The following is a 13,139-nucleotide window of genomic DNA, read 5'->3' on the forward strand; positions in this document are numbered from 1 at the left end:
TAATGAAAACAACCATCATCTTTATTATCACAGTGCTTTTTGTTACGCAGGTTTCTTTTAATAGTAAGGAACCTGCTAACAAAGCAGCGCTGGGTGAAATGTTATTTTCAGACCCCATTCTTTCAAGGGACAGGACCATCAGCTGCGCCAGTTGCCATAAACCGGCATTTGCTTTTGCAGATACCGCTGCGGTTAGTTTGGGCGTAAAAAACAAACGCGGTATAAGGAACACGCCTACTGCCATGAACATATCTTCTCAACGCACTTTCTTTTGGGATGGAAGGGCTAAAAGCCTGGAAGAACAGGCGCTGGCTCCCATTGAGAATCCAGATGAAATGGACCTGTCCATTGCAGAAGCAGTACAAAGGCTGAATGAAAACGCTGCATACCAGCAATATTTCAGGAATATATTTAATGCTCCCCCCAACAGTACTAACCTGGCCATCGCCATCGCAGCTTTTGAGCGTACATTGGAAACGAGCAATAGCCCTTTTGATAACTGGAAGTTCTCGGATGATTCAATGGCAGTAAGCGATGCAGCCAAGAGAGGGTTCCTGCTTTTCAATGGTAAAGCGCAATGCGTTAAATGTCATTTTGGAGCAGATTTTACGGCGAATGAATTCAGGAATATTGGCCTGTTCAATGGCAAAGAATTAAATGATAGCGGCCGGGCTGTTATATCAGGTGATAAAACTGAAACCGGGAAATTCAAAACACCCGGGCTTCGCAATGTTGCGATCACTGCGCCCTATATGCATAACGGGATGTTTAAAACATTACGCGAAGTAATTGATTTTTATAATGAGCCGGATAAATTCGTGGAGAAGGCAATAGACCGGGACACTATACTGGCTAAACCAATGGGCTTAAGCGAGGAGGAGAAAAATGACCTGCTGGCATTCCTTCGTTCATTGACAGATAAAAGGTTTAATTGATGTAATTTAGGGAATGGATGCGTACGGCATCGTTGCTGAAAACAGTTCAACAATGAAACATATTCTATTTACCCTGCTTGCCTGTTGGTTTACGAATGATAATATCATCAGCTATACCGCAGATCCCGCCACACAGGAGATCCGGCTTTATTGGAAAGATAAAAAGGGACAGGTGCTGGGAAGCATTCAACGCCTCAAAGATCACCTGGACCACAAGCAGCAAAAACTCATATTCGCCACAAACGGCGGCATGTATAAAATGGATCATTCGCCGGTGGGGCTTTTTATCCAGGATCAGAAGGTTGTATCTCCCCTGGATACTTCATCCGGCAGGGGTAATTTCTATCTTATGCCTAACGGCGTATTCTATATCACAACTGCTAACAAAGCGGTGATCTGCCCAACAAGCGATTATCAACATAACGATCAGATCAAATTTGCTACACAATCGGGACCGATGTTATTGATCAATGGCGCTATTCACCCTGCATTCAAAAAAGGCTCTGTTAACCTGAATGTACGCAATGGCGTGGGCATTCTGCCCGGTAACAAACTACTCTTTGCTATGTCAAAAGAGCCCGTTAATTTCTATGATTTTGCGGAATACTTCAAAAGCATGGGTTGCTTAAATGCCTTATACCTGGATGGTGTTGTTTCCAGAACATACCTGCCGGAAAAGAACTGGATGCAGACAGATGGTGATTTCGGGGTGATGATAGGAATTATTAAATGAGATGCTTTTTGCGGCAATGAACACCCCCTTTTACAATATCCATGAATGTAAATTATGATTATCTTTGGAAGGAAGTTAAGTCCCAAACCTGATATATTTTCCAACCCCGAAATCAAACATTTATGGAATTCCCCCAAAGGATTATTAAAGCCGGCGAAACAGACCGCGCCCTCGTAAAAGCTATTCAGCAACGTTTACTGGCATTAGGTATCGGTAATTTTGAAGCCACCGGCACATTTGGCCCCAAAACCACAGCTGCCGTAAAACAGTTCCAGGCCTTACATCGCGACAGGTTCGGCAACCCACTGGTAACAGATGGCAAAATAGGATCTATCACCTGGGAGATCCTGTTTGACAATGTAGCGCCTGTACAGGAAACGGCTCCCAGCGATCTGCTTGCAAAAGCTATTGAAGTAGCAGCAAGCCAGATAGGTGTAATGGAAACTCCACCGGGCAGCAACAGAGGCAGAGAAGTAGATGCCTACCTGCAAAGTACCAATACCCCCATGGGTAGTTTCTGGTGTGCCGCATTTGTGTACTGGTGTTTCAGAGAGGCAGCCAATCAACTGGGTATAGCCAATCCCGTTTTTAAAACGGCAGGTTGCCTGGCACATTGGAACAAAACACCGGGGAGAAAGGTTACCAAGGCTCAAGCCCTTAGCACTCCTTCATTAATTAAACCGGGCAGCATCTTCATTAAAGACCATGGTGGCGGACTGGGCCATACCGGCATTGTAACAGCCGTGAGTGATGGTTTCATTGAAACAATCGAAGGGAATAGTAACCCTGCCGGCAGCAGCAACGGGATCGGCGTGTTCCGTTTAAAATTCAGGAAGATCAATTCGATCGAAAAAGGATTCATCATATATTAAGAAAGAGGGCCTTGCCCTCTTCTTATTAAAGATCAACCCTGGTGGCCGCTGTAATGCGACCATCTTTTCTTTGCTGCACAAAACCGATCAGTTCCCAGCCATTTTCATTAAAGTCCTTCGGCAGATCCATGCTAATGTTTTTCCGGCTGCTCATATTCACACGCTGCAATCCGCGTACGATCTGCACATGCGATAAACTTCTGCCTGAATTTTCGCCGGCCCTCACATTACTATGCGCGGATCTTTGTACGAGTGCCAATACCAGTTCTTCTCCCACTCCTTTGTATAGCACCTTCAGTTTACCGGCTTCTACTTTGGCTTGCAGGGTTAAGGTGTCTGCTGCAGGCTGATCCAGCTCCCTGGAAATAGTTCTCAGAATAGGCCCCTGGTCTGAACCCACGTGTTCGCTTGTACCATTGATCACTATCTGTGGTGTGTAGATGGTGCGAAGCCCTAACCAGCTGGCATACTGACGTTGTCTTTCAGAAAACTGATGGTCGCTGAACTTATCCCTCCAGCCCTGGTGATCCCAGTAATCAACATGGAAGGCCAGGATATAGATCTGCCGGTTTTTGTTATCCTGCTGGATCTTTTCAACCAGTTCATCTGCGGGCGGGCAGCTTGAGCATCCTTCTGAAGTAAAGAGTTCTACCACCGCAAAACCTTTACTGTTTTCTGTTGTTTGTATTTTTTTCATGGCTTGTTTATCCTGTAAATTTTTGAAAGCGGCCATTATAACGAGCACGCCGATCAGGCTACCGGCAAGCATTAGTGATTTCATATACATTGCTTTTTTTCATAAAAGTACCGGTGGCCAACTTCCCTGGAAAGGACTTTCAGCTGAGACCGGCAAAATGAGGGCTGAGTCCGGCATTTTTATCATAAATCCCCCGGGGCTGGAAATGCCTGGTTCGGGGGTGACTTTGTCCACTTGGGGTACTTAGTGGTTGGTGGCCCTCCCGGATAGCAATACTTTTGAGTAAACAAATCAAAAAACTAATAAAAATGGAAAACAATAACATCACACAGATCGAAAAAGTAATTTATACCGCTAAGACACATACAACAGGTGGCCGCGATGGATCATCCCGTAGTTCTGATGGTATACTGGATATTAAATTATCTACTCCGGGAACAGGTGGTACAGGTACTAATCCTGAGCAGTTGTTTGCAGCCGGTTGGTCTGCCTGTTTCATTGGTGCCCTGAAGATTGCAGCGGCTAAAGCAAGAGTGGAATTACCTGTAGATCATGCTGTTGATACAGAAGTAGACCTGGGTAGTGCAGGTGGCGGTTACTTTCTGCAAGCCCGTTTGAATGTAAGTCTTCCCGGTTTGGACCCTGAGGTAGCACAGTCGCTGGTAGATGCTGCACATCAAACCTGCCCTTATTCCAAAGCAACCAGGGGCAATATCAATGTAGCCATTAAGCTCGTTTAAGTTTCAATTATCTGTGCTGCCTGTTTTTAACCCCGCAGCACAGATGTTGTTGTAATGCAATAATTTAGCGCTCATATGAATAAGAAACCATTCAAGGTCTCCAATAAGATAATATGGCTGAGCTCGATCTTGCTGGGAGCGCTGACTTCCGTCCCGAAAATTGCCGAGCATCATTTCAATCCTTATGAGGCAATTGTGAATGCTGTTGTTACCTCTGCGTTTGCCATCTTTATATGGTACTACAATATCATTACCGTTCCGGCTTATTCTTCAAAGGATGTTGCCAGTGGGTTTTCCATCACACGTTTGATCAAAAGCCTGGCAGTGGGTATTGTTGTGATGTTCATACTGGCTTGTGTGCAGCAATTCCTGTTGTCACATCTGAGTTTTGGACCAACTATGCTCATGATAGAGATCAGGGGTATACTGATGAACCTTACGTTCTATATGTTCCTGCATCTTTTGTATCAGAGTTATCAGAACCAGCAGGTAGGCATAGAACTGGAACGTACTAAAGCAGATAACCTGGGTGCGCAATATGAATTGCTTAAACAGCAGGTGAATCCACACTTTCTGTTTAATAGCCTGAATACACTAAAGTATATGGTGGAAAGCGGAGATGCACATACGGTAGAATTTATCCTGAAGCTGTCTGACTTTTACCGCTTCACACTGGAAAGCCGCAAGCAGGACCTCATCAAACTTTCGGAAGAGCTGGAAATACTGAACGCTTATGTATTCCTGCTAAAGGCCCGTTTTGAAGAGGGCATTGATCTTTCCATTGATATTGACGAAGCACATCATCCATCATTGCTGCCTCCGTTCACTTTGCAGTTGCTGGTGGAGAACTGCATCAAACATAACATCGTATCGTTGGAACATCCCCTGCATATCCGTGTATATTCAGAAAAGGATTTCATTGTAGTGGAGAACAAACTGCAACTGAAGCGAACACCGGAAGCTTCAATGGGTATGGGCCTTGAAAACATCAACCAGCGGTACATCCATCTTTTAGACAAAAAGATAGAAATTCACGCCAGTGAAACATTATTCATGATAAAACTCCCCCTCATCTATGAACATCATCATCGTTGAAGACGAGATCAAAGCAGCAAAATCACTGGCAGCCCTTATCTCTAAAGTAAGGCCCGATGCAAAGGTGCTGACCTATCTGCAGAGTATTGAAAGTGCCATCAGTTATCTTTCACAAAATGAAACGCCGGACCTGATCTTCATGGATATTCAGCTTTCTGATGGGTTGAGCTTCGAGATCTTCAAGTCAGTTAAAATAAATTGCCCCGTAGTTTTCTGTACAGCGTATGGAGAGTATGCAATGGATGCCATTAAGGCCAATGGGATCGATTATTTGCTGAAGCCATTCTCCAAAGAAGACCTGCAGGATGCTTTTGAAAAGGTGGAAAACTTCAGGAACTTCTTCCAGCAGCATACTCAGCCCGATCTGGATGGCTTGTTAAAAAAGATTGGTTTGGATGAAGGGAAGAAAAGTTTCCTGGTGTTTAAGAACAATAAATACGTTACGGTACAAACAGAACAGATTGCCTTCATTCATATCAAATACGACGCTCCTACTATTATGACCTTTCAGCAGGAGGAGTTTCCGCTGGTGCAGTCACTGGACCAGGTGCAGGCGCAGTTATCTGCCAAACAATTCTTCCGGCTCAACAGGCAATACCTGATCAACTTTGCAGCGATCAAGGAAGTGGAACATTATTTTGCGCGGAAGTTACTCGTGAAGCTGGTGATCCCCAGCCCTGAGAAGTTATTGATCGGCAAGGAAAAGACTAGTGGGTTTTTAAACTGGCTGGAGAGCAGGTAGTGTTGTTTTTTAAAGAAAAAGTTGCGAAAGTGAATGCTTACATATATATTTGTAAGCAAACGCTAACATATGAGAAAGCTGAAGCTGCAAATGCAGGTATCTTTGGACGGTTTTGCCTCCGCCGGGCCTAACGATGACCAAAAATGGGTGACCTGGGCACTGGAGGAAATTTATTCGTACGTGACAGGAATATTCGAGTCCGCTGATACCATCCTTATCGGTAGAAAATTAGCGATGGACTACATCCCCTATTGGCAGGAAACATTTAAAAACCCGGATGATCCCATGCATGAGTTCGCGGTAAAAATTGTCACCTCTAAAAAGATCGTATTTACTAAAACGCTGAGGAAGTCTCAATGGGATAATACAGAGATAGCGACAGGAGACCTGGTAGAGGAGATTAAACAACTAAAAAGCCAACCCGGCAAAGATATGGTGGTGTATGGAGGTGTTTCATTTGTAGCAGCTTTGCTCAAGGAGCAATTAATAGATGAAATACACCTGTTCGTGAACCCTGTTGCCATTGGGCAGGGAGCGTCTCCTTTCAACAGCCTGGAAGGGTTTCAGCAACTGAAGCTGGAAAGATGCATTCCATTTCCCAGTGGTATAGTGTTACTGACCTATACGCCGAAATAATAATGGGATATTGGCAGTACTTTTCAGCACCGGCCAATATCCCTGGCTGGTTTTAATACACTAATGTTATGCCAGCTCCCAGCCCCATATCACTATCAAAGTGGGTAGAGAGGTTGAAGTATTTGCTGATGATATACCGGAAACCGAACATATACTCCTTATCCGTATTGGCAGAGAAATTGAAACGCAGGCGTTTGGAGACGGGTATATCCTCCCTTCTCAATTGAAACCGCAGTTTTCCTTCGCTATCAACAGAGCCGTCCAGTATCACTAACATAGGAAGGGTAAATTCAATACCGGCATGTACTACCTGGCGGAAGTTCTTGGTATTCGTTTGTCCGAATAAGTTCTTCTTTGGCGTCAATAGCTGCCCGAAGAGATTTTTCTCAAATGGATCTTCTATGGTGCGATTGCGGAAATCCCAGCCAACGTAAGGGAATAGCCATTGCATTTTCCCGAAGTACCGTCCGAAATGGCTTTCGCTTTCATAACCGTGATGTTTCTGGAAACCTACACGCCATTCAGTTTGCAGGCGGTACCTGGTATTAGCCAGCATGATCTCTCCATCACTTCCGTTGCTTTCTATACCCACCCTGCCCATGATATGGACCATCCGGTCGTCTGCAAATAGTTTTCGCTGTGCTAGTTTTGGATTAGGGATTTCGGGATTGGGCAGGTTGTTGTCATACCTGAAAATTCTGCCCATGCCACTCATCATATGGTATAATATATGGCAATGGAAGAACCAGTCGCCTCCCGGTTCTGTGGCTGCGAACTCAATGGTATCCCTTTCCATGGGCATCATGTCCAGCACGTTTTTCATGGGGGCATAATCGCCTTGTCCGTTTATTACCCTGAAATCGTGACCATGTAAGTGCATGGGGTGGCGCATCATGCTGTTGTTGTATAAGATCAGGCGGATGTTCTCTCCTTTTTTGATGAGGATCCTGTCGGTTTCAGATACCACTTTATTATCGAGGCTCCAAACATAACGGTTCATGTTCCCGGTGAGCGTGAAGCGTAGTTCCTTTACGGGTCCCGGAGGCAGGGTGGTTTTCTTTGGATCGCGCAGCATGGTATAGTTGAGTGTTACGATATCCGGTGTTTCTGCTATTTCAGGATACATCACTGTGTTCATGTCCATGATCTGGTTGTGCATTTCCATGCCTTCCATAGATACCAGGTCTCCCTTCATGTCCATCATATCATTCATCATCTTCATGCCTGCGAAGTATTTCAGTTTCGGCAGTTTCTTTGCGGGTACTTTTTCTCCGCTGCCCAGCCATAGGGAAGCTGATCCGGTCCTGTCTTCCGGGGTTACCAGGAATTCATAACTTTTGTTCTCCGGAATGGTCACTATTACATCATAGGTTTCTGATACGGCTATGATCAGCCGGTCTACTTCCACTGGTTCCACATCATTACCATCTGTAGCTACTACCGTTATTTTGCCACCGGCGTATGTAAGCCAGAAATAAGAAGACGCTCCTCCATTGGCAATACGCAGTCTTACTTTATCCCCTGCTTTGAATTGGGCATGTTCATGTTGGTTTTCTCCGTTGATCAGGAACTTATTATAATACACATCGCTTACGTCCATGGCGTTCATGCGTTTCCACTCGTTGGTCACTTTTGTTTTAAAGTGCCCTTCTCTTATGGCTTCTGTATAACTCTGGGTAGTTCCCTTCTTTATAGCGAACCAGTCTGTAGCTGCATGCAGGCTGCGTTGCACCTCATGCGGTTTCATGTCCGTCCATTCGCTAAGTACAACAGGTACGGAAGGGATATCCCATTCTTTCTTTTTCTTCATGATAAAAGCGCCATACATACCTATTTGCTCCTGGAGACCTGAATGGCTATGGTACCAATGGGTACCTGTTTGCACGATCGGGAATTTGTAGAGATAGGTTGTATGAGGTTTGATGCCCATCTGGGTAAGGTTTGGTACACCATCCATCCTGTTGGGAAGGAACAGGCCGTGCCAGTGCAGGGATGTTTCTTCATCCAGGTTATTATGCACATAGATCTCTGCGGTATCTCCTTCTGTGAAAGTAAGTGTGGGCATGGGGATCTGGCCATTCACTGCAATGGCGCGTTTCGGTTTGCCGGAAAAGTTCACGGTTGTATCTGCCACGTACAGGTCGTATCGTACAGTTTGCTGCGCGGTAACTATGCTCGTTACTAAAATGAGCATAGCAGTAATTATAACATTCTTCATTGATGAGCGGATTGATGGGAGCAGCTATACAGTTTCCTGTATAGCTGCTGTTCTATTACTTTATGGTATCACTTACTTTGCCACAGGTCAACATCTGGCTACCATAATAGGGGTTCTTGATAGCGGCTTCACTGCTCAGCCAATATGCCTTTTTCATGGGGCAATAGCTTTGATAAATGGGCTTATCAGAGAGTTTCACCGCTTTCGCCAGTTTATAGAAGTTTTCTGAAAAGGATTGAAAATGATCTCTTTGATGACTGATGTCTTTTGTTTCAGCGATATGTTCCGCATCAAAGGTCAGTTTCTCCTGTAAGGGTTCAAAAGCTTTCCTGTCCGCTTCTGAGAGGGATTTTTTATCTATTGCCTTGAGGGCCTTTACAAATTCATCAGCCTGGGCAGCAGCGGTGTTGCCATTGCTGCTAACCAAAGCATTTTTGATGTTGTAATAGGAAGTGAGCAGATTGGATAACTGTGCGTCTGCTTTTGTTGAAAATAACAGTGCGGCGAGAAGGAATGTTTTCATTGTAATAAGATTTAATTTTTGTGATCAATAAAATTGCAAGGAGCTGATAACAAAAATCAAATCTGGAAGGACTGAATGGACACACGTATCCCAAGAGCGGTGGATACATATGGTTTTTTAGAGGGGTTTAGCGGTTCTCCGGGCTGTGTGAGAAGAGATATCGCTGGCTGGTATAAGAAATGAATCAGTACCACCGGAGTTTCGATCCCTGTATTAACAGCTTGCGCAAGTAGTTTATCTAATTGCGAGAATTGGATGGCTTCATCATTGCAGCAGTTTTCATTTTCCTGGTGATGATGAAGGGTTGTGCCTTCCTTATGATGATGGTGCTTTGAATTAAAGCCCATATCCAGGCCAACCGCACAGGCAAAACCGAGCATTGTATTCAGGGTGAACACTGCCAGCAGGAAAACTGCTTTTAGCTGTATGGTTCTGCTTGTTTTCATTCTTATCCCAAAAGTAGTTTGGGATGGGGGAATGCCGTTATATAATTATGGGGAAAATTTATATAATTTAGGACAATGGAAAGATTAGACTGGGGTCCTGTAACACCGGAAGGCGCCAACCTGAAAAAAAACGAATTTATCCACGTTTATAATCACGACCTTTCTTCAACAGAAAAAGTTGACAGGACTATACGTTTTATAACAGGCAGGCTCCTGCATTATGACCTTCACTTACCACCGGATCCAATACACATAATAAAGATAGACGCTAGAGGTCAACAAATTGACGATTCAACTGATCAGAGGATTGAGCAGGAAATCAAGGCTAAGTATTCCAGACCAGAAGCCCTGTTCATAACAATCATCAAATAACCTACCATGTCCTTTAACATAATAGCAGAGACCACCCGAAGCCTGAATTATACAGAAGTGCATGCAGCTATTCACAGCCCCGATCTCAATTTTGACCTGGTACCTATGCCCGGGTTAGGGATTAATAAAGGTGATGCAATGGGTATATGTATTCCAATGAATAATGCCAATGAGTCAACATGGGAACAATTAAAGCCCGTTTTAAAGATATTAAGGATAAAGTTTGGCTGCGAAGTTTATGATCTGTATGGAGGTCAAAAGCTAGGGCTTTTTAATATGAAAACATTTAAACAAAATCTTATCGGATAGAATATGAACTTATTCAAAAGGCTTAATAAAACCACTGTTAAAAAAGAATAACCTCCCGGTCCGAGATTTAAAAGAAATGTAGTATTTTCAGCCAGACTGAAGAATATAAGACCCTTAAGCCTGTAAACCCTTATTGATTTCCCTATGTATCTACTCAAATGGCTGTTCCTTATCTTGCTCGTTCCCGGTAAAGATAGTTTGCAGGAACAGATAGAAACACTCAACCGGCAATTTGCTACAGCATTGGAAAAAGGAAATGTACCAGCTATGATGCGCTATTATGCTGTTGACGCTGTAAGCATGCCGGAACATCATCCCACGCTCTTTAATCGGGCAGCTATTACCCAATATTACCAACAATGGCAAAAGGCAACCAGCGGTAACCGGTACCAGCGAACTATCTATGCTATTAAGGCTGCTGATGGGTATCTGCTGGAAGCTGGTACCTACACCCACGATTTTACGCACCCCGGTAAACAACCCTTCCGATACAGCGGTAAGTATGTGCATATCTGGCAGATCGGCAAAAAGCAGGAGTTAACGCTCGTTTCAGAGATCTGGGGGGCAGCGGCGGGTTTTGATCATGCAGCACTTCCCCAATTACCACCTTCTACTCCTTTACAGATCACCCCAATAAAACCTGTAGATAGTGCTCTGGCCAGGATCATCAATAATAATAACGCAGCAATCGCTCAATTAGTCAAAGATCGAAATGGTGCAGCCTTTTCGGAGTATTATACAGATGATGCCATTTACATGCCTTATTATATGCCGATGGTGACTGGAAAGAATAGCATTCATCAATATTACGTAGTGCATGAAGACCCCAACGTAGGTATTGACACGGTACAAATCAAGATCTCCCGGATGCTCCCGGCCGGGGACTATATTCTGGTCAATGGTTATTATCGTGTGAACTGGCGGGCAGGGGGGAATTCCGGGTTAGTTACCGGGAAGAGCATTAATATCTGGAAAAAGGAGCCCGATGGCAAACTCCGCCTGTACTGGCAAATGACCAATCATGATTAAATTCAGGGAAATGTATAAGTCTTACCGTTAAATGTTCAAGTGAATGCTTTCAGGCTGAGGGAACTTTGTGTTATAAAACTTACAATTATGAACACAACAAAAATTCTCTTAGTAACCGGCGGTAGCAGAGGTATAGGGAAAAGTATTGCATTAAATGCAGCTAAACGCAACATTGGTGTAATCCTCACCTACAACAGTAATCATGAACAGGCATTAGCGGTTGTCCACACTATAAATAGTAATGGCGGTAAAGCAGTTGCTTTAAAAATGGAGGCTTCCAATATTAGTTCCTTCAGCGATTTTGCCATCGAGGTCTCTCAGGTACTTAAGACAGAATGGAACCGGAAAAACTTCGACTACCTGGTGAATAATGCAGGTATAGCCCAACGTACCCTCATTAAAGACACTACCGAAGAAATATTCGACCAATTGGTAAATGTGAATTTCAAAGGGATGTTTTTCCTTACACAAAAACTGATGCCGTTGATCGTTGATGGCGGTCAGGTTATTAATATCTCATCTGGCCTGGCCCGTTTTGCTTTCCCTGGTGTTGCTGTGTATGGTGCACTTAAAGCTGCGACAGAGGGATTGACAAGGTATTTCGCTAAAGAGTATGCTGACAGAAAGATCCGCGTAAACAGTGTAGCTCCCGGAGCAATCGATACTGAGTTTGGTGGAGGAAAAGGAGATGAAAGTCACCGTCAGCAAATTGCCAATATTACTGCACTTGGCCGCCTCGGGGAAGCTGATGACGTGGGAGAATTTGTAGCCTCTCTCCTTTCAGAAGACAGCCGCTTTGTGAATGCCCAACGCATTGAAGTAAGTGGTGGTATTTTCATCTAAAGCTTTTCCGTAAATTTGTTTTAGTGTCATTCAACCTGCTACAATGGAATATCTAGATATCAAATCCATTTCAGAACTGCACGATTTTTTTCATTATGAAAAACCACTGCATCCGTTAATCACTGTTATTGATCTGGCCAAAGTTGACCGGTCACACAGAAAGCCGGAAGTTGCATACCGGTTGAATTTATACTCCATTGCCTGTAAGAAAATAGAAGGTTCATTTAAGTATGGGCGCACGTCCTATGATTTTTCAGAAGGGTCATTGATGTTTACAGCTCCCTACCAGGTTTTATCTCCCGGAATTGAAAATAAGGTAGAAGGCTGGGCTGTTTATATCCATCCTGATTTCCTACATGCAGATAGCAGAGGGCAAAAGCTAACCGATTATTCCTTCTTTGGCTATGATACCAACGAGTGCCTACATATTTCAGATGCGGAAAAGAATGTACTGGAAGAATGCCTTCAAAATATCAAAAGGGAAATCTCCATGAACCTGGATACCCATTCACACAACCTCATCCTGACTAATCTTGAATTGATGTTGTCTTATTGTTCAAGATTTTACGACCGTCAGTTTCTTACGAGGGTAAAGGCAAGCAATGATATTGTTTCGAAATTCGATAAAGTGTTGAACGATTACTTCGCGCAGGATTCATTAATAGAGTCGGGTTTACCGGATGTAAAATATCTTGCTTCACGGCTTAACCTCTCTGCCAATTATCTTTCCGATCTGTTAAGCAAATATACCGGTAAGTCAACGCAGGAGCATATTCATCTGAAGTTAATTGACAAAGCGAAATCCCTGTTGTGGAGTACTGAGAACTCCATTACTGAAATAGCTTATCATCTGGGATTTGAACATCCCTCTCATTTTTCAAAGTTGTTCAAAGCTAAAACGGGTTTTTCACCAAAGGAATACAGAAATTCTAATTGAAAAATTTAAACA

16 protein-coding genes are annotated in these 13,139 nt (G+C 43.8%); 12 read left to right on the forward strand and 4 right to left on the reverse strand.

What is annotated here, in order from left to right; genetic code table 11:
- The first annotated feature begins 2 nt into the window (after positions 1-2).
- The 3 genes from AAHN97_RS21360 to AAHN97_RS21370 all read left to right on the forward strand — a co-directional run bounded on the left by AAHN97_RS21360 (position 3) and on the right by AAHN97_RS21370 (position 2,540).
- The gene (locus AAHN97_RS21360) at positions 3-935 is read left to right on the forward strand and encodes a cytochrome-c peroxidase (RefSeq protein WP_343304121.1); all 933 of its coding nucleotides are present in this window, start codon (positions 3-5) and stop codon (positions 933-935) included.
- 52 nt (positions 936-987) lie between these two features.
- Positions 988-1,668, forward strand: coding sequence for a phosphodiester glycosidase family protein (locus AAHN97_RS21365; protein ID WP_343304122.1), 681 nt, complete (start codon positions 988-990; stop codon positions 1,666-1,668).
- Between the two features lie 122 nt (positions 1,669-1,790).
- Positions 1,791-2,540, forward strand: a complete 750-nt coding sequence (locus AAHN97_RS21370; protein ID WP_343304123.1) for a CHAP domain-containing protein — start codon at positions 1,791-1,793, stop codon at positions 2,538-2,540.
- A gap of 25 nt (positions 2,541-2,565) precedes the next feature.
- On the opposite strand, the gene AAHN97_RS21375 is transcribed toward AAHN97_RS21370, so the two are convergent.
- Complete coding sequence (locus tag AAHN97_RS21375; protein ID WP_343304124.1) at positions 2,566-3,321, reverse strand: DUF1223 domain-containing protein; 756 nt, start codon at positions 3,319-3,321, stop codon at positions 2,566-2,568.
- A gap of 224 nt (positions 3,322-3,545) precedes the next feature.
- Here AAHN97_RS21375 and AAHN97_RS21380 point away from each other — a divergent pair, with 224 nt between their 5' ends.
- The 4 genes from AAHN97_RS21380 to AAHN97_RS21395 all read left to right on the forward strand — a co-directional run bounded on the left by AAHN97_RS21380 (position 3,546) and on the right by AAHN97_RS21395 (position 6,450).
- A complete protein-coding gene (locus tag AAHN97_RS21380; protein ID WP_343304125.1) occupies positions 3,546-3,977 on the forward strand; it encodes an organic hydroperoxide resistance protein in 432 nt (143 codons plus the stop codon).
- 75 nt (positions 3,978-4,052) lie between these two features.
- A complete protein-coding gene (locus AAHN97_RS21385) occupies positions 4,053-5,072 on the forward strand; it encodes a sensor histidine kinase (protein WP_343304126.1) in 1,020 nt (339 codons plus the stop codon).
- A complete protein-coding gene (locus AAHN97_RS21390) occupies positions 5,053-5,814 on the forward strand; it encodes a LytR/AlgR family response regulator transcription factor (protein ID WP_343304127.1) in 762 nt (253 codons plus the stop codon). Before AAHN97_RS21385 ends, AAHN97_RS21390 begins: the two co-directional genes overlap by 20 nt.
- 69 nt (positions 5,815-5,883) lie before the next feature.
- Positions 5,884-6,450, forward strand: coding sequence for a dihydrofolate reductase family protein (locus AAHN97_RS21395; protein ID WP_343304129.1), 567 nt, complete (start codon positions 5,884-5,886; stop codon positions 6,448-6,450).
- Between the two features lie 52 nt (positions 6,451-6,502).
- Here AAHN97_RS21395 and AAHN97_RS21400 read toward each other — a convergent pair whose 3' ends face one another.
- The 3 genes from AAHN97_RS21400 to AAHN97_RS21410 are packed head-to-tail and all read right to left on the reverse strand — an operon-like array spanning position 6,503 to position 9,637.
- Positions 6,503-8,668 carry a multicopper oxidase family protein gene (locus AAHN97_RS21400; RefSeq protein WP_343304130.1) on the reverse strand — a complete coding sequence of 722 codons (2,166 nt, stop codon included), beginning with the start codon at positions 8,666-8,668 and terminating at the stop codon, positions 6,503-6,505.
- 55 nt (positions 8,669-8,723) lie between these two features.
- On the reverse strand, positions 8,724-9,191 hold the full coding sequence (locus tag AAHN97_RS21405) for a DUF3347 domain-containing protein (protein WP_343304131.1): 468 nt from the start codon (positions 9,189-9,191) through the stop codon (positions 8,724-8,726).
- Between the two features lie 56 nt (positions 9,192-9,247).
- Positions 9,248-9,637 (reverse strand): hypothetical protein, encoded by a 390-nt coding sequence (locus tag AAHN97_RS21410; RefSeq protein ID WP_343304132.1) that lies wholly within the window; start codon positions 9,635-9,637, stop codon positions 9,248-9,250.
- Between the two features lie 75 nt (positions 9,638-9,712).
- On the opposite strand from AAHN97_RS21410, the gene AAHN97_RS21415 reads away from it, so the two are divergent.
- The 5 genes from AAHN97_RS21415 to AAHN97_RS21435 all read left to right on the forward strand — a co-directional run bounded on the left by AAHN97_RS21415 (position 9,713) and on the right by AAHN97_RS21435 (position 13,127).
- A complete protein-coding gene (locus AAHN97_RS21415; RefSeq protein WP_343304133.1) occupies positions 9,713-10,009 on the forward strand; it encodes a hypothetical protein in 297 nt (98 codons plus the stop codon).
- Positions 10,010-10,015: 6 nt separating this feature from the next.
- A complete protein-coding gene (locus AAHN97_RS21420) occupies positions 10,016-10,318 on the forward strand; it encodes a hypothetical protein (RefSeq protein WP_343304134.1) in 303 nt (100 codons plus the stop codon).
- 144 nt (positions 10,319-10,462) lie between these two features.
- On the forward strand, positions 10,463-11,347 hold the full coding sequence (locus AAHN97_RS21425; RefSeq protein WP_343304135.1) for a YybH family protein: 885 nt from the start codon (positions 10,463-10,465) through the stop codon (positions 11,345-11,347).
- Between the two features lie 87 nt (positions 11,348-11,434).
- Entirely contained in the window at positions 11,435-12,190 is a 756-nt protein-coding gene (locus AAHN97_RS21430) for an SDR family NAD(P)-dependent oxidoreductase (RefSeq protein ID WP_343304137.1), read from the forward strand.
- Positions 12,191-12,233: 43 nt separating this feature from the next.
- Positions 12,234-13,127, forward strand: a complete 894-nt coding sequence (locus AAHN97_RS21435) for a helix-turn-helix domain-containing protein (RefSeq protein WP_343304138.1) — start codon at positions 12,234-12,236, stop codon at positions 13,125-13,127.
- The last annotated feature ends 12 nt before the right edge of the window (positions 13,128-13,139 follow it).

This window comes from Chitinophaga niabensis (genome assembly GCF_039545795.1).
GTDB lineage: Bacteria > Bacteroidota > Bacteroidia > Chitinophagales > Chitinophagaceae > Chitinophaga > Chitinophaga niabensis_B.